The sequence below is a fragment of the Streptomyces krungchingensis genome (assembly GCF_054729265.1).
Genome location: NZ_JBPUKY010000001.1, coordinates 7523205 through 7539766 on the forward strand (window position 1 = coordinate 7523205; position 16562 = coordinate 7539766).

The following is a 16562-nucleotide window of genomic DNA, read 5'->3' on the forward strand; positions in this document are numbered from 1 at the left end:
GACGCAAACCCGGACCTAAAAGGAGCGAAGTGGCTAAGGTCCGGGTATACGAACTCGCCAAGGAGTTCGGCGTGGAGAGCAAGGTCGTCATGGCCAAGCTCCAAGAACTCGGTGAATTCGTCCGTTCGGCGTCCTCGACGATCGAGGCGCCCGTTGTCCGCAAACTGACTGACGCCCTCCAGCAGGGCAGCGGAGGCGGCAAGTCCGCCCCCGCCCGCAAGGCTGCCCCGGCCAAGCCGGCAGCCCCCTCTCCCGCGCAGGCGGCCCGTCCGGCTGCCCCGCGCCCGTCGGCTCCCAAGCCGCCCACGGCCGAGCGCCCCGCGGCTGCCCCGGTCACGCCGGCTGCCCCGGGTCCGCGCCCGACGCCGGGCCCCAAGCCCGCGCCGCGGCCCGCTCCGGCGACCCCGGCTCCGGCGGCGCCCGAGTTCACCGCGCCCCCGGCGGCCTCCCCGGCTCCGGCCGCAGGCCCCCGTCCGGGTGCCCGTCCCGGCGCGCCGAAGCCCGGCACCCGTCCGGCCGGTCCTGGCCAGGGCGGCCAGTCCCGCGGTGACCGTCCCGAGCGCGGCGACCGTCAGGGCGCCCCGCGTCCCGGCGGCCAGGCCCCGCGTCCCGGTGCTCGTCCGGCCGGCCCGCGTCCGGGCAACAACCCCTTCACCTCCGGTGGCTCCACCGGCATGGCGCGCCCGCAGGCGCCCCGTCCGGGTGGCGCGCGTCCCGGTCCCGGTGGTCCCGGTGGCGCGGGCGCCCCGGGTGGCCCGCGTCCGCAGGGCGCCGGTCAGGGTGGTCCCCGTCCGCAGGGCGGTCCCGGCGGCGCTCCGCGTCCGCAGGGCGGTCCGGGCGGCGCCCGTCCGACCCCGGGCGGCATGCCCCGTCCGCAGGCCCCGCGTCCCGGCGGCGGCCCCGGCGGCAACCGTCCGAACCCCGGCATGATGCCGCAGCGTCCGGCTGCCGGCCCGCGTCCCGGTGGCGGCCCCGGTGGCCGCGGTCCCGGCGGCGGCGGTCGTCCCGGTGCCGGTGGCGGCGGTCGTCCGGGCGGCGGCGGCTTCGCCGGTCGTCCCGGTGGCGGCGGTGGCGGCGGCTTCGCCGGTCGTCCCGGTGGTCCCGGTGGCGGTGGCGGCGGCTTCGCCGGTCGTCCCGGTGGTCCCGGTGGCGGCGGTGGCCGTCCCGGCTTCGGCGGTCGTCCGGGTGGTCCCGGTGGCCGTGGTGGCACGCAGGGCGCCTTCGGCCGTCCCGGCGGTCCGGCGCGTCGTGGCCGCAAGTCGAAGCGGCAGAGGCGCCAGGAGTACGAGGCCATGCAGGCCCCGTCCGTCGGCGGCGTGATGCTGCCTCGCGGCAACGGACAGACCGTCCGCCTGTCGCGCGGTGCGTCCCTCACCGACTTCGCGGAGAAGATCAACGCCAACCCGGCGTCGCTCGTCGCCGTGATGATGAACCTCGGCGAGATGGTCACTGCCACGCAGTCCGTCTCCGACGAGACCCTCCAGCTGCTCGCCGGCGAGATGAACTACGTCGTCGAGATCGTCAGCCCGGAGGAGGAGGACCGCGAGCTGCTCGAGTCCTTCGACATCGAGTTCGGCGAGGACGAGGGCGGCGAGGAATTCCTCATGCCGCGTCCGCCGGTCGTGACCGTCATGGGTCACGTCGACCACGGTAAGACCCGACTGCTGGACACCATCCGCAAGACGAACGTCGTCGCGGGCGAGGCCGGCGGTATCACGCAGCACATCGGTGCGTACCAGGTCGCCACCGAGGTCAACGACGAAGAGCGCAGGATCACCTTCATCGACACCCCGGGTCACGAGGCGTTCACCGCCATGCGTGCCCGTGGTGCGAAGTCGACCGACATCGCGATCCTCGTGGTGGCGGCCAACGACGGTGTGATGCCCCAGACGATCGAGGCGCTGAACCACGCCAAGGCGGCCGACGTGCCGATCGTGGTCGCGGTCAACAAGATCGACGTCGAGGGCGCCGACCCGACGAAGGTGCGCGGTCAGCTCACCGAGTTCGGTCTGGTGGCCGAGGAGTACGGCGGCGACACGATGTTCGTCGACATCTCCGCCAAGCAGGGTCTGAACATCGACCAGCTGCTCGAGGCCGTGGTCCTGACCGCGGACGCCTCGCTCGACCTGCGGGCCAACCCGGAGCAGGACGCGCAGGGCATCGCGATCGAGTCCCACCTCGACCGTGGCCGTGGTGCCGTGTCGACCGTCCTCGTCCAGCGCGGCACGCTGCGCATCGGTGACACGATGGTCGTCGGCGACGCGTACGGCCGTGTCCGCGCGATGCTCGACGACAACGGCAACAACGTCGAGGAAGCGGGTCCCTCGACCCCCGTCCTCGTCCTCGGTCTCACCAACGTCCCGGGTGCCGGCGACAACTTCCTGGTTGTCGACGAGGACCGCACGGCACGTCAGATCGCCGAGAAGCGCGCGGCGCGTGAGCGCAACGCCAACTTCGCCCGCCGGGGTGTCCGGTTCTCCCTGGAGAACCTGGACGAGGCCCTCAAGGCCGGTCTGGTGCAGGAACTCAACCTCATCATCAAGGGCGACGCGTCCGGTTCGGTGGAGGCTCTCGAGTCCTCGCTGCTCCAGCTCGACGTCGGCGAAGAGGTCGACATCCGCGTCCTGCACCGCGGCGTGGGTGCGGTCACCGAGTCGGACATCGACCTGGCGACCGGCTCCGACGCCATCGTCATCGGCTTCAACGTCCGCGCTGCGGGCCGCGCGGCGCAGATGGCGGAGCGCGAGGGCGTCGACGTCCGGTACTACTCGGTGATCTACCAGGCCATCGAGGAGATCGAGGCGGCCCTCAAGGGCATGCTCAAGCCGGAGTACGAGGAGGTCGAGCTCGGCACGGCGGAGATCCGCGAGGTCTTCAAGTCGTCCAAGCTGGGCAACATCGCCGGTGTCCTGGTCCGCTCGGGCGAGGTCAAGCGCAACACGAAGGCGCGCCTCGTCCGCGACGGCAAGGTCATCGCGGAGAACCTCACCATCTCCGGTCTGCGTCGCTTCAAGGACGACGTCACCGAGATCCGCGAAGGCTTCGAGGGTGGTATCAACCTCGGAAACTTCAACGACATCAAGGTCGACGACGTCATTGCGACGTACGAGATGCGGGAGAAGCCGCGCTCGTAACAGCAGTACCTCTTGGTGCGACCCGGGGCCGGTCGGCGGCAGTAAATGCCGTCGATCGGCCCCGGCCGTTCGTTGTACGGTTCTTGATGTCCCGGGCAAGCATCTGGCCGGGCCATCTACCCCGTACCGGCGGGACATCCGGATACACACATGTACGTGGGGACTCTGTCCTTCGACCTCCTGCTCGGCGACGTACGGTCGCTGAAGGAGAAGCGCTCCGTCGTCCGTCCGATCGTGGCCGAGCTCCAGCGCAAGTACGCGGTGAGTGCGGCGGAGGTCGACCACATGGACCTGCATCGCAGGGCCGGTATCGGCCTCGCGGTGGTGTCCGGGGACGCCGGCCATGTGACCGACGTGCTGGACCGGTGCGAACGACTGGTCGCCGGTCGTCCCGAGGTGGAGCTGCTGTCCGTGAGGCGGCGTTTCCACGGCGACGACGACGAGTGACACACAAGCTTGAAACGCAGAACAGGAAGAACGAGGGAGACGGACCAGTGGCCGACAACGCGCGGGCGAAGAGGCTGGCGGACCTCATCCGAGAGGTGGTGGCCCAGAAGCTGCAGCGCGGGATCAAGGACCCGCGGCTCGGTTCGCATGTGACCATCACGGACACCCGGGTCACCGGGGACCTCCGGGAGGCGACCGTCTTCTACACGGTGTACGGGGACGACGAGGAGCGCGCGGCGGCCGCCGCGGGCCTGGAGAGCGCCAAGGGCGTGCTCCGCTCCGCGGTCGGTGCGGCGGCCGGCGTGAAGTTCACGCCGACCCTGACGTTCGTCGCGGACGCGCTGCCCGACACCGCCCGGACCATCGAGGACCTGCTCGACAAGGCGCGCGCCTCGGACGCGAAGGTGCGCGAGGTCTCGGCGGGCGCCACCTTCGCCGGTGAGGCCGACCCGTACAAGAAGCCGGGCGAGGACGAGGACGACGCCGCCGAATGACCCAGAAGCACCGGACGCCCGACGGGCTTGTCATCGTGGACAAGCCGTCGGGCTTCACTTCGCACGACGTGGTCGCCAAGATGCGCGGGATCGCCAGGACCCGCCGCGTCGGACATGCCGGAACCCTCGACCCCATGGCGACGGGCGTGCTCGTCCTCGGCGTCGAGAAGGCGACCAAGCTCCTCGGGCACCTCGCGCTGACCGAGAAGGAGTACCTCGGCACGATCAGGCTCGGCCAGAACACGCTGACGGACGACGCGGAGGGCGAGATCACGTCGTCCACCGACGCCTCCGCCGTGAAGCGTGACGCCGTCGACGCCGGGATCGCCAAGCTGACCGGCGCCATCATGCAGGTGCCGTCCAAGGTCAGCGCCATCAAGATCGACGGCGTCCGCTCGTACAAGCGGGCACGCGAGGGCGAGGAGTTCGAGATCCCGGCCCGGCCGGTGACGATCTCGTCGTTCGCCGTGTACGACGTCCGTGACGCCGTCGCCGAGGACGGCACGCCCGTGCTCGACCTGGTCGTCTCGGTCGTCTGCTCGTCCGGCACCTACATCCGGGCGCTCGCCCGCGACCTGGGCGCGGATCTCGGCGTCGGGGGTCATCTGACCGCCCTGCGCCGCACCCGCGTCGGCCCGTACAAGCTCGACTCGGCGCGCACGCTCGACCAGCTCCAGGAGGAGCTGACCGTGATGCCCATCGCCGAGGCCGCCGCGGCCGCGTTCCCGCGCTGGGACGTGGACGCCAAGCGGGCGCGGCTGCTTCTGAACGGCGTGCGGCTGGAGATGCCCGAGGAGTACGCGGGCAAGGGCGCCGTGGCGGTCTTCGACCGCGACGGGGTCTTCCTGGCCCTCGTCGAGGAACAGCGGGGCAAGGCGAAGAGCCTGGCGGTGTTCGGCGCCTGAGGGCTGTCCCGTGTTCCCCGGCGGGCGCACGACGACAGCTACGGCACCTCGCCGCGTTGGAGGGTCACCCGAATACGCCCGGTATGAGGACGGCCCTCCGCCTTGCGATGCACCGCATCCGACGCCGCGCGCTGATCCACCGGGGACCACGGGACAGCCCTTAGCTCGTCCGGCCCCCGGGCGGGAACCGGTCGGGGGCGTGGGGCGTCGTGCGGGGGAGTGCTGCCCGAGGAGCGGCGGTCACGGGGTCTCGGTGCCCGCCGCTCCACGGTCCCCCCTCGGTTCCCCCACCCAAGGGTGTATCCACCCACCCCCGCCTGTTCACCCCTTCGGGCGGGCGCTCGGAGTGAACCGAGGGTGTGGAAGGGGGCGCGTTCGCCGCGCGATCTGTCCCGCTGATCACCTCACGCCTACCTTCGGAAGAAGGAGCACGGCGGGGAGGTTCGAGCATGGCGGGACGGGGCCCGCGGACCGTGGGCCGGCAACCGGCGGAGGACCGCGGCGATGCGCGGGACACGGCCCTGGTGCGCATCTGCGACCTGGCGGGCCGTCCCCGCGGCACGGGTTTCGCCGCCGACCTCCACGGCACGGTGATCACCAGCCACGAGGCCGTCGACGGTCTGGCCCGCCTCGTCCTGCACGCCCCCGGCGAGCGCACCTGCGTGGTCGCCGCCGACGCCGTGACCCCGCTCCCCGACGCCGATCTGGCACTCGTACGCACCGAAGGTCTCGGCCTCGACCCGCTCCCCGTCACCGTGCGGGACAGGATCGCGACCGGTACGTACGTCCGGATCGCCGCCGGCGGCTGGCGCGAGGCGCGCCTGCTCGGCACCTCCCCCGCCACGTACACGGCCACGGACCGTTTCCACCTCCTCGGCGACGTCCAGGAGCTGGCCATCGGCACCGCGGGCGCGGACGCGCTCCGGCTGGGCGGGGGAGCGGCCGGGGGGCCGGTCCTCGACGCCGCGACCGGCGCGGTCGTCGCGGTGCTCGGCACCGCCCTGCACACCGGGCACCGGGCCCCCGGCTTCGCCGTCCCGCTGCGCGGCGTGCCGGGCCTCGCCGCGCTGCTCGCCCGGAACGCGGCCTCCGTACCGGCCTACGGCGCGGACCTGAACCTGGCGGGCGCCCTGGAACTCACCGCGACCTCGGTGGGATCGGACGGACCGGGCGCGGCGACCCCCCTCGGCTCCGGCGGCCCCGGACGCGGTCCTGTCGAACGGGCCGACGTCGTCAGGGAGTTCACCGCATTCGAGGACGGCCCGGCCGCCGTCCTCGGGCTCGTCGGCCGGCCCGGCAGCGGCCGTACGACGGAACTGGCGGCCCTCGCCGCCCGCCGCACCTCGGGCGCCGAACCGGCCCCCACGCTGTGGCTGCGCGGCGCCGACCTGCTCGGCACCGACACCTCGGTGGCCGACGCGGCGACGCGGGCCCTGGAGAGGGCGGGCCGCATCGTGGCGGCGTCGGGGGACGAACAGGAAGCCGCCGGGGGACCGTCCCCGCGAGACCTGGCGGACGGCGAACCGGCCGCTGATCCGGCGACGGTCCAGGGGATCCCGCCCGATGCCGGTCTCCTGCCGCCCGGCAGATACGAGGGAGAGCTGGGCGACATCGGGCCCGAGCGGCTGGCCCGGCTGGCGCGCGAGACGGGGCGGCCCCTGCTGCTCCTCCTCGACGGCCCCGAGGAGATGCCCCCCGACCTCGCCCACCGGTTGCCCGAGTGGACCGCGGGGACCGCCGACTGGCTGCGCGAGACGGGGGCACGGCTCGTCGTCGGATGCCGGGCCGAGTACTGGGAGCAGGCGGGCGCCGGCTTCCCCGCCGACCTGCTGCACGGCGGGGTCCCGGGGACCGCGTCCCCGGAAGGGCGGCTGCCCGCCTGCGTACGCCTGGGGGACCTGACCGAGGACGAGGCACGGCTCGCCCGGTCCCGCGCCGGGATCGCCGAAGGCGCGCTCGCCGGGGCCGACGCACGCCACCCGCTCGTCCTGCGGCTGTTCGCCGAGGTGCGGGCCGCGCTGCCCGGCCATCCGGCCGGGCGACCCGACCGGGACGAGGTGTTCGCCGCCTACCTCGACCTGATGTGCCTGCGCGTCGCGGTGCGCCTCGCCGCGGCGAACGGCCGGCGCGGCAACGCGGTGCGCAGACTCGCCGCCCTCGTCTCCGGCCAGGTCCACGAGGCCGCGCGGCGCTGCCTGGGCCCGGGGCAGGGCCAGCTGGACCGCGCGTCCTTCGAGACCGTCTTCCCCTGGGGCCCCGCCCCCGGAGGACGCCTCGCCGGGACCTGCGGCTGGGCCTCCGCCGTCCTCACCGAGGGCCTCCTCGTCCCCGCGGGCGACGGCTACCGGTTCGCCCACGAGGAACTCGCCGACTGGATCCAGGGCAACCATCTCGACCTGGGAGCCGCCCTGCACGCCCTTGTGCACCGCAGGCGCCCACCGGCGTCGCCGCAGGTGCCCGCCCAGCGGACGGCACCCTCGCGCCGCCCCAGGCCCTCCCGGACCGCCGACGCCCGCACGGTCCCCGTCCCCCGTCACCGCATCGGCCCCGTCGTGGAGACACTGCTCCTGCTGGCCCGGCAGCAGGGCGCCGCCGAACTGGCCCGCCGGCTGGACGACTTGGCCGACGCCGTGGACGACCTGCTGCCGAAGACCCCCGGACCGTTCGGCGACCCCGCCTGGTGGGCGACCCGGCTCTGCGCCGAGGTCCTGCTGCGGGTGCCCGACGCGATGCCGTACATCGGCGTACTGCGACGGCTCGCCCAGCGGATCGTGACCTGGCGGGAGACCGGGCGGGGCGTACCCGCGGAGTTCGGGCCCGGTTTCTGGGAGGCGCTGCCCGTCCCCGACACCGAGCGGTTCGACCTGCTGAGGCGGCTGGTGGTCGCCGACGAGGTGCCCCGTCCGCGCGCTGCCGGGGGCACGGAGGAACCACGCCGCGCCGGGCCCTCGGGAAGCGGCGACGGGACGGCCCGGCCGACTGCGCGTCCGACGGCACCGCAGGACGGCTTCCCGAGGACCGCAGACGCAGGGGGCGCCGGGGACGCCGGGGGCACCACGGTTCTCGGCGGCACCGGGGATGTCGGGGACGCCGCCACGCGCGGCGCGCGCGAGAGCGGGTTCCGCGCCGCCCCGACGGCCCCGCGCTGCCTGGACGCCGTCGCCCGACTGCTCGCCGCCGACCCCGCCGCCGTACAGCGGCACCTGACGGGCTGGTTCGACGACGAGCGGCCCCTCCCCGCGGCCCCGGACGCGACCGTGGCGACCGCCGCGCAGGCCCTGCTGTACGCGCACCGGGGAAGGGCACTGGACGACCTGGCCGAGGCGCTGGTCGACAGCGCGCACCGACGAGGCGACGAACTGCTCGCCGTGCTGGCGGAGGAGGAGCCGTCGGCCGTGTGCCGGGCCGTGGACCGCTGGGCGCACGACGAGCGGCCCGCGCGGCGCGTGGCGGCGGTGACGTACGGACTGCGGGCCGCGCCCTTCGTGCGGACCGAGGCCGACCGCGAACTCCTGCGCTACGCGGCGCTCGCCCTGCTGTCCCGTCCCGCGGACTGCACTCTGCACGGCGGCGCGCTCGGCCTCCTCGTCCGGGACCCGCGCACCCGCGCCCGGTACCTCCCGCAGGCACTGGACCGCTTCACCGCCGGCGACCCCGGCCTCCCGCCGGGCGCGCTGGTCGCGGCGCTCACCACTCACCCGGACCCCGTGCTCGACGCGATCCGGACCCGGCTGCGCGGGCCGGGCCCGGGCACCGGCGAGACGCTGCGCACCCTCGCCGACGTCACCACGCCCGCCCTGGCCCGCCGCGTCGCCGCTCTGGTGCGGGAAGCCGTGGAGCTGCGCCCCGACGCCGCCGCCCACGTCGCCGCGTACGTGGACCGGCGGCTGGAACAGGGACCCGCGGTACGCGCCGTGCTGCTGCCGCTGGTCGGCGGTCTGCTGGACGGCTGCCCCACCCCGGTGCGCGCGGCGCTCGCCGAGGTCCTCGCGGCGCCCGGCAGCCGCACCTCGCGCCCCCTGCGCCGCGAGCTGCTGGACCTGCTCCTCGCGCGGGAACACGAGCCTGCCGTTCTCGGCAGCCTGCTCAAGGCCGCCGCGGACGGAGCGGACCGCCGGGGCGAGGAGCCCACCCGGGAGCTGGTGCACCGGGCGGGCCTCCTCCTCGTGCGCACCCCGGCCGGAGCCACCGGCTTCGACCGCGGCCTCGTCGACCTGGCCCGGCACGTCCCGGGATTCGCCGTCCTGCTGGCCCGCTGGCTGACCGGTTCCCCCGAGGAATGGGCCGCGGTGGTCGGACCGAGCACCCGCCGCATGATCGAGAACCTGGCCGGAGTCCGGGTCCCCGCCTGACGGCGAGCCCCGTCCGCTGCCCGCTCCGTGTCCGTGCTCCTCGTCACAGCTCGATGCCGATGCAAGCCGAACGCACACGGCATGGCACCCTTAGAGCTGCGAATGAGGCATTCACGGACACGGGTTCGACAAGGAGCGGTCACAGTGCAGCGCTGGCGTGGCTTGGAGGACATCCCCCAGGACTGGGGGCGCAGCGTCGTCACCATCGGTTCCTACGACGGAGTCCACCGCGGGCACCAGCTGATCATCAAGCATGCCGTGGACCGGGCCCGGGAGCTGGGCGTGCCCTCCGTCGTCGTGACGTTCGACCCGCACCCGAGCGAGGTCGTGCGCCCCGGCAGCCACCCCCCGCTGCTCGCCCCGCACCACCGCCGCGCGGAGCTGATGGCCGAGCTGGGCGTGGACGCCCTGCTCATCCTCCCCTTCACCAGCGAGTTCTCGAAGCTGTCGCCCGCCGACTTCGTCGTGAAGGTCCTGGTCGACAAGCTGCACGCGAAGGCCGTCGTCGAGGGCCCGAACTTCCGCTTCGGCCACAAGGCCGCGGGCAACGTCGACTTCCTGCGCGAGCAGGGCGAGACGTACGACTTCGAGGTCGAGGTCGTCGACCTGTACGTCACGGGTGAGGCGGGCGGCGGAGAGCCGTTCTCCTCGACCCTGACCCGGCGGCTCGTCGCCGAGGGCGACGTCGAGGGCGCCCGGGAGATCCTCGGCCGCCCGCACCGTGTCGAGGGCGTCGTCGTCCGTGGCGCCCAGCGCGGCCGGGAGCTCGGGTTCCCGACGGCCAACGTCGAGACCCTCCCGCACACGGCCATCCCCGCGGACGGCGTGTACGCCGGCTGGCTGCACGTCGCTGACGAGGCGATGCCCGCCGCGATCTCCGTCGGCACGAACCCGCAGTTCGACGGCACCGAGCGCACGGTCGAGGCCTACGCCATCGACCGCGTCGGCCTCGACCTCTACGGCCTGCACGTCGCCGTCGACTTCCTCGCCTTCGTCCGCGGCCAGGCCAGGTTCGACTCGATCGAGGCGCTGCTGGAAGCCATCGGGGACGACGTGAAGCGGTCGCGCGAACTCATCGAGGCCTACGAGGCCGACTCCGCCCCTCCCGCGTAGCCGCCCAGCCCTCTTCGACACGGCGACGGGGGCGGCCGGTGCTCCGAAGCACCGGCCGCCCCCGTCGCCGTTGTCAGCCGGCGGCCGTCGCCCGGGCCCAGTGGCAGGCCACCTGCGTCCCGCCGGCGCCGTCGAGCACCTCCAGGTCCCGGCCGCGGCAGGCGTCCGCCACACCGGCCCGCTCGGCCTCGCCGCTCGCGAGGACCTGGCAGCGGGCGTGGAAGCGGCAGCCCGCCGGGATGCGGGACGGGTCCGGGGGCTCGCCCGTCAGCACGACCGGATCGCCCGGGGCCTCCGGCAGCACGGAGAGCAGGGCCTGGGTGTAGGGGTGCCGGGGTGCCGTCAGGACCTGCTCGACCTCGCCCGTCTCGACGATGCGGCCGAGGTACATCACCGCGACCCGGTCGGCGATGTTCCACGCCAGACCCAGGTCGTGCGTCACCACCAGCGCGGACAGGCCGAGTTCGGTGCGCAGACGCAGCAGCAGGGCGAGGATCTCGCCGCGCACCGACGCGTCCAGCGAGGCCACCGGCTCGTCCGCGACGATGAGTTCGGGTTCCAGGACGAGGGCTCCGGCGATCACCACGCGCTGGCGCTGGCCGCCGGACAGCTCGTGCGGGTACCGGAGGAAGAAGCGCTCCGGCGGGCGCAGTCCGGCCCGGGAGAGGGCCTCCGCGACGGCCGCCCGCTCGTCCCCGCCGTACCCGTGGATGCGCAGACCCTCCGCCACCGCGTCGTACACGGTGTGCCGGGGGTTGAGCGAGCCGCTCGGGTCCTGGAGGACGAGCTGGACGCGCTTGCGGTACGCCTTCAGGGCGCGCGAGGAGTAGTCGAGCGGCTTGCCGTCGAAGGTGACGTGCCCGCCGGTCGGCGGGACGAGACCGAGGAGCGAACGCGCGAGTGTCGTCTTGCCGCAGCCCGACTCGCCGACCAGGGCGACGATCTCGCCGCGCCGGATGTCGAGGTCGACGCCGTCGACCGCCCGCGCGCGGGCGGCGCCGTTGCGTCCGGCGAACGAGACGTGCAGGTCCTCTGCGCGCAGCAGCGGAGCGGCCGGCGCGGCGGTGTCAGTGGTCATGGCGTGCTGCTCCTGGCTTCTTCCGCCGGGCTGCCCGGCTGGGGGACCGACGCGCCCGCGTGCACACAGGCCGCCCACCGCGCTGTGCCCGCGTCGCGGAGCTCCTGGTCCTCGGTCATGCAGGAGTCCAGGGCCACCGCGCACCTCGGGTGGAACGTGCATCCGGACGGCAGCGCGGACGGGTCGGGCGGATCGCCCGGCAGGCCGCGCGGCGCGAACCGCGACGCCGTGTCGCCGATACGGGGGAAGGCGGCCGACAGGGCCTTGCCGTAGGGGTGCCGGGCGTCCTCGTACACCTGCCGGGCCGGGCCCTCCTCGACGACCCGGCCCGCGTACATCACGGCGAGGCGGTCGCAGGTGTCGGCCAGCACCGCGAGGTCGTGGCTGATCATGACGAGGCCCAGGTCCTGCTCGCTGACCAGTTGCTCGATCAGACGGAGGATCTGCGCCTGGATCATCACGTCGAGCGCCGTGGTCGGTTCGTCGGCGATGACCAGCCGCGGGTCGCAGGCCAGCGCCATGGCGATCATGACGCGCTGGCGCTGACCGCCGGACAGCTCGTGCGGATAGGCGCTCGCGCGGGCGGCGGGCAGGCCGACGTGTTCGAGCAGTTCACCGGTCTTCTTCCGGGCGCCCGCGGGCGTCGCCTTCTTGTGCAGCAGGATCGGCTCGGCGATCTGGTCGCCGATGCGGTGGACCGCGTTCAGCGAGTGCATGGCGCCCTGGAAGACGATCGAGGCGCCCGCCCAGCGGACCGCCCGCACCTGCCCCCACTTCATCTTCAGGACGTCCTCGCCGTCGAGCAGGATCTCCCCGCTCGTGCGCGTGCCCGCGGGGAGCAGCCGCAGCAGCGCGAGCGCCAGCGTGGACTTGCCGCAGCCGGACTCGCCCGCGACACCGAGCTTCTGGCCCGCGTCGAGCGACAGGTCCACGCCGCGGACGGCGGCCGCGCCGCCCGCGTAGGTCACTTCGAGGTTCCTGACCTCCAGCAGGGTCAACGTGCCACTCCCAGCTTGGGGTTGAGGACGGACTCGACGGCGCGCCCGCACAGTGTGAACGCCAGCGCGACCACCGCGATCGCGACACCGGGCGGTACCAGGTACCACCATTTCCCGGCGCTGACCGCGCCGGCCTCCCGCGCGTCCTGGAGCAGCCCACCCCACGACACCACCGTGGGATCGCCGAGCCCGAGGAAGGCGAGGGTCGCCTCGGCGAGGATCGCGGAGGAGATGATCAGGGTCGTCTGCGCCAGCACCAGCGGCATCACATTGGGCAGGACGTGCCGGGTCATGATGTGCCAGTGTCCGCCGCCGAGCGCCTTGGCCCGTTCGATGTACGGCCGCGACTCCACCGCGAGGGTCTGCGCGCGCACCAGACGTGCCGTCGTCGGCCAGGTCGTCACGCCGATCGCCAGGATGATCGTGCCGAGCGACCGGCTCATGACGGTGGCCAGCGCGATCGCGAGGACCAGTGTGGGCATCACCAGGAACCAGTCCGTGATCCGCATCATCACGGTCGCGTACCAGCCCTTGAAGTGTCCGGCGGTGATGCCGATGAGCGCGCCGATCGCGACCGAGAGCACGGCGGCGAGCAGCCCCACGAGCAGTGAGACCCGGGCGCCCCACACCACGAGCCCGAGCAGATTGCGCCCGAACTGGTCGGTTCCCAGCGGGAATTCGGTGCTCGGGCTCTCCATGGGACCGCCCGGCGCGTCGGTCACGCTCTGCACGTCGGAGCCGACGGTCAGCGGCGCGGTCAGCGCGATGAGCGCGCAGAGCCCGAGGGCGGCTAGTCCGAAGACGCCGGCGTGGTGGGTGCGGTACTGCTTCCAGAAGCGGGCGGCGGAGTGACGGCGGCGCTGCCAGGCGAGGGCACGGGGGCTCCGCGCCGTCGCGGGTCCGCCCTTCGAAGCCGCCGTTGGTTCGGTCGTCATCGGCCCGTCCGACTCGGTCGTGGTCATCGGCCCACCCGTGGGTCCAGCAGCGGATAGATCAGGTCGGCGAGCGTGTTCATCACGATCACGGCTGCCGCGAAGACGAAGAACAGCCCCTGCACCAAGGGCAGGTCCGGCACGCTCAGCGCCTGGTAGAACAGCCCGCCGAGGCCCGGCCAGGAGAAGACGGTCTCGACGAGGATCACTCCCGCGACCGTCCGGCCGAGGTTGATGAAGATCAGCGTCACGGTCGGCAGCAGCGCGTTGGGCACGGCGTGCCGACGGCGTACGAGGTCGTCCCGCAGCCCCTTGGCCCTGGCGGTCGTCAGATAGTCGCTGCCCATCTCGTCCAGCAGGGCCGACCGCGTGACGAGCAGGGTCTGCCCGTACTCGACCGCGACCAGCGTCACCACCGGGAGGATCAGATGGTGGGCCACGTCCATGACGTACGCGAAGCCCTCCTTGCCCCCCGACTCCATGCCCCCGGTGGGGAAGAGACCGGGGATGGGGCCCATGCCCACCGAGAAGACGATGATGAGGAGCAGGCCCAGCCAGAAGGACGGAATGGAGTAAAGGGTCAGCGCCAGACCGGTGTTGACCCGGTCGCTCAGCCCGCCGTTGCGCCACGCGGAGCGCGTGCCGATGAAGATGCCGAGCGCGGTGTACAGCACGAACGCCGTGCCGGTGAGCAGCAGGGTGTTCGGCAGCGCCTCGGTGATCTTGTCGATGACGGGGGCCCGGAACTGGTACGAGGTGCCGAGATCGCCGGTGAGCGCCTTGCCGCAGTAGTCCGTGAACTGCTCCCACATCGGCAGGTCGAGGCCGAACTCCTTGCGGTAGTTGGCGAGTTGCTCGGCGGACACCTGACGGCCGCCCGTCATGTACTTGACCGGGTCGCCGGGGATGAGCCGGAACAGGAAGAAGCTGGTGACGAGGACGGCCAGCAGCGAGACGGCCGCGCCGCCCAACTTGCCCGCCACATACCGCAGATACGCGGTTCTGGTCCGCGCCCTGGGCCCGCGGACCGACGGCCCGGCCTCCGCCGGACCGTCGGTCGCCTCGACCAGCGAGGGTGTTGCCTCAGCGGTCATGGACTACTCATTCGCTCGTGCGTTCAGGGGGACCCCGGATGCGTTCCCGGGGGTTCCCTCGGGGGCGGTGCGGGTCCTACTCACGGTCCTCGGCCGTCGTGCGCCTCCGCATCGCGAAGAACGCCCCGATGCCCGCGAGGACGACGACGCCCGCGACGATGCCGATGATGACGCCCGTCGAGCTCGAACCGTCGGAGGACTCACCGGAGGACCCCGCGGGGACCGCCGACCACCAGCTCCAGTAGCCGTCCTGGCCGTAGATGTTGCCCGCGGCCTTCGGCATCGTCTCGATCGACTTGATCTGGTCGGTGCGGTAGGCCTCGACCGCGTTCGGGTACGCCATGACGTTCATGTACCCGGTGTCGTACAGCCGCGACTCCATCTGCTGGACGATGTCCGCCCGCTTGGCGGTGTCGTACTCGGCGAGCTGCTGGTCGTACAGCTCGTCGTACTTCTTGTCGCAGATGAAGTTGTCCGTGGCCCCGGTGTCCTTGGGGGTGGCGGGCAGCGCTCCGCAGGTGTGGATCGACAGGACGAAGTCGGGGTCGGGGTTGACGGACCAGCCGTCGAACGCCAGGTCGTAGGTGCCCGCCAGCCAGGGGTCGGTCACGTTGTCCAGGCAGTTGAGGGTGACACCGATGCCCAGCTTGCCGTACCACTCCTTCAGGTACTGTCCGACCGCCTTGTCGTTCGGGTCGGTGGCGTGGCAGAGGACCCGGTAGTTGATCGGCTTGCCGTTCTTCTCGACGCGCTTGCCGTCACCGTTCTTCTTGTAGCCCGCCTCGTCGAGGAGCTTGGCGGCCCTGGCCGGGTCGTACGCCAGCTGCTGGCTCGCCTCCGGCTTCCAGAAGTACGTGGAGAAGCGCGGCGGGATGTAACCCTCGCCCTCCACGGCGTGGCCCTGGAAGACCTTGTCGATGAGGGTCTTCCGGTCGATCGCGAGGAAGAGTGCCTGCCGCACCTTCTGGTCGAGCAGCGACTCGGCGCCGTCACCGAACTTCTTGCCGTTCTTCGCCTGCGCGCCGGGGTTGGTGGCGAGGGCGTAGAAGCGGCGTCCGGGGGCGTCGTTCACCTTGATGTTCTGCTGGCTCTTGAGCGCCGTCGACTGGGCCGGCGTGAGGCCGGAGACGAAGGACACCTCGCCCTTCTGGAGAGCCGCGACGGCCGCGTCGCCGTCCTTGTAGTACTTGAAGACCAGCTCGTCGAACTTGGGGGCACCCCGCCAGAAGCTCTTGTTGGGCTTCAGGCGCACGTAGCTGTCCGGCTTGTAGTCCGTCAGGATGAACGGACCGTTGCCGACGATCGGGAACTGCTTGTCGTTGTTGAACTTCGTGAAGTCCCCGACCTTCTCCCAGACGTGCTTGGGCACGATCGGCACGTCGAGCGCGGCCATCGTGGCCTGCGGCTTCTTCAGCTCGATGACGAGCTTGGTGGCGCTGGGGGCGGTGACCTTCTTGAAGTTCCCGACGAAGCTGCCGTTCGCGGTGGCCGCGCCCTCGTCGGTCATCATCTTGTTGAACGTCCAGGCCGCGTCCTCGGCGGTGGCCTGCTGACCGTCCGACCACTTGGAGTTCGACCGGATCGTGTAGGTCCAGGTGAGCTTGTCGGCGGACGGCTCCCACTTGGTGGCGAGGCCGGGGATCGCATGGTTGTCCGCCGGGTCGTAGTTGGTCAGGTACTCGTACATGAGCCGGTGGATGCTCGTACTGACCAGCCGTGACGCCAGGAACGGACTCAGCGAGTCGACGCTCTGCGCGACCGCGACGGTGAGGACCTTCTTGTTCTCCTTGGCCTGGGCCTGGTGCGGTGCCGGGTTGAGCGGGGTCGCCAGACCGGCGGTGAGGGTGAGCGCTGCGGCACCTGCGGCGGCGACGAGCCGCGGACGCAGGAGCCCTCTGTGGTGCTGATCCTGTGTGTTCATGGGTCGGTGACCTCACGTCATCGCTTGCGCAGAGATGGCTGGTTGAACGACTTGATCGGATGGCGCCGGCGGGGTTGATGTGTGTGTCTATCAG

11 protein-coding genes are annotated in these 16562 nt (G+C 72.6%); 6 read left to right on the forward strand and 5 right to left on the reverse strand.

Features of this window, described 5'->3' with window-relative positions:
• The first annotated feature begins 29 nt into the window (after nucleotides 1–29).
• The 6 genes from infB (at nucleotide 30) to ACSYGO_RS33065 (ending at nucleotide 10445) form a co-directional block, all read left to right on the forward strand.
• Complete coding sequence (infB, locus tag ACSYGO_RS33040) at nucleotides 30–3134, forward strand: translation initiation factor IF-2 (protein ID WP_426682463.1); 3105 nt, start codon at nucleotides 30–32, stop codon at nucleotides 3132–3134.
• Nucleotides 3135–3284: 150 nt separating this feature from the next.
• Entirely contained in the window at nucleotides 3285–3581 is a 297-nt protein-coding gene (locus tag ACSYGO_RS33045; protein WP_426682462.1) for a DUF503 domain-containing protein, read from the forward strand.
• Between the two features lie 47 nt (nucleotides 3582–3628).
• The gene (gene rbfA / locus ACSYGO_RS33050; protein ID WP_426682461.1) at nucleotides 3629–4075 is read left to right on the forward strand and encodes a 30S ribosome-binding factor RbfA; all 447 of its coding nucleotides are present in this window, start codon (nucleotides 3629–3631) and stop codon (nucleotides 4073–4075) included.
• Nucleotides 4072–4980, forward strand: coding sequence for a tRNA pseudouridine(55) synthase TruB (gene truB / locus ACSYGO_RS33055; RefSeq protein WP_435227125.1), 909 nt, complete (start codon nucleotides 4072–4074; stop codon nucleotides 4978–4980). The genes rbfA and truB overlap by 4 nt, the downstream gene beginning before the upstream one ends.
• Nucleotides 4981–5429: 449 nt before the next feature.
• Nucleotides 5430–9332, forward strand: coding sequence for a trypsin-like peptidase domain-containing protein (locus ACSYGO_RS33060; protein WP_460388696.1), 3903 nt, complete (start codon nucleotides 5430–5432; stop codon nucleotides 9330–9332).
• A 144-nt stretch (nucleotides 9333–9476) separates the two neighbouring features.
• Nucleotides 9477–10445 (forward strand): bifunctional riboflavin kinase/FAD synthetase, encoded by a 969-nt coding sequence (locus ACSYGO_RS33065; RefSeq protein WP_028802535.1) that lies wholly within the window; start codon nucleotides 9477–9479, stop codon nucleotides 10443–10445.
• Nucleotides 10446–10518: 73 nt separating this feature from the next.
• Here the strand turns inward: ACSYGO_RS33065 and ACSYGO_RS33070 are convergent, their stop codons facing one another.
• The 5 genes from ACSYGO_RS33070 to ACSYGO_RS33090 form a co-directional block, all read right to left on the reverse strand.
• Nucleotides 10519–11523: an ABC transporter ATP-binding protein gene (locus ACSYGO_RS33070; protein WP_426682458.1), complete on the reverse strand. Its 1005-nt coding sequence runs from the start codon at nucleotides 11521–11523 to the stop codon at nucleotides 10519–10521.
• Nucleotides 11520–12521, reverse strand: a complete 1002-nt coding sequence (locus ACSYGO_RS33075; RefSeq protein WP_432189689.1) for an ABC transporter ATP-binding protein — start codon at nucleotides 12519–12521, stop codon at nucleotides 11520–11522. Before ACSYGO_RS33075 ends, ACSYGO_RS33070 begins: the two co-directional genes overlap by 4 nt.
• On the reverse strand, nucleotides 12518–13456 hold the full coding sequence (locus ACSYGO_RS33080; protein ID WP_426682490.1) for an ABC transporter permease: 939 nt from the start codon (nucleotides 13454–13456) through the stop codon (nucleotides 12518–12520). The genes ACSYGO_RS33075 and ACSYGO_RS33080 overlap by 4 nt, the downstream gene beginning before the upstream one ends.
• Before the next feature lie 23 nt (nucleotides 13457–13479).
• Complete coding sequence (locus tag ACSYGO_RS33085) at nucleotides 13480–14547, reverse strand: ABC transporter permease (RefSeq protein ID WP_345658521.1); 1068 nt, start codon at nucleotides 14545–14547, stop codon at nucleotides 13480–13482.
• A 76-nt stretch (nucleotides 14548–14623) separates the two neighbouring features.
• Entirely contained in the window at nucleotides 14624–16468 is a 1845-nt protein-coding gene (locus tag ACSYGO_RS33090; protein WP_460388699.1) for an ABC transporter substrate-binding protein, read from the reverse strand.
• Nucleotides 16469–16562: the final 94 nt, after the last annotated feature.

What these genes read in the sequence shown, in the direction of transcription:
- ACSYGO_RS33045 (WP_426682462.1), top strand. Translation starts at nt 3,285, where the DNA reads ATGTACGTGGGGACTCTGTCCTTCGACCTCCTGCTCGGCGACGTACGG.
- ACSYGO_RS33080 (WP_426682490.1), bottom strand. Translation starts at nt 13,456, where the DNA reads ATGACGACCGAACCAACGGCGGCTTCGAAGGGCGGACCCGCGACGGCG.
- ACSYGO_RS33085 (WP_345658521.1), bottom strand. Translation starts at nt 14,547, where the DNA reads ATGACCGCTGAGGCAACACCCTCGCTGGTCGAGGCGACCGACGGTCCG.
- truB (WP_435227125.1), top strand. Translation starts at nt 4,072, where the DNA reads ATGACCCAGAAGCACCGGACGCCCGACGGGCTTGTCATCGTGGACAAG.
- ACSYGO_RS33060 (WP_460388696.1), top strand. Translation starts at nt 5,430, where the DNA reads ATGGCGGGACGGGGCCCGCGGACCGTGGGCCGGCAACCGGCGGAGGAC.
- ACSYGO_RS33090 (WP_460388699.1), bottom strand. Translation starts at nt 16,468, where the DNA reads ATGAACACACAGGATCAGCACCACAGAGGGCTCCTGCGTCCGCGGCTC.
- ACSYGO_RS33070 (WP_426682458.1), bottom strand. Translation starts at nt 11,523, where the DNA reads ATGACCACTGACACCGCCGCGCCGGCCGCTCCGCTGCTGCGCGCAGAG.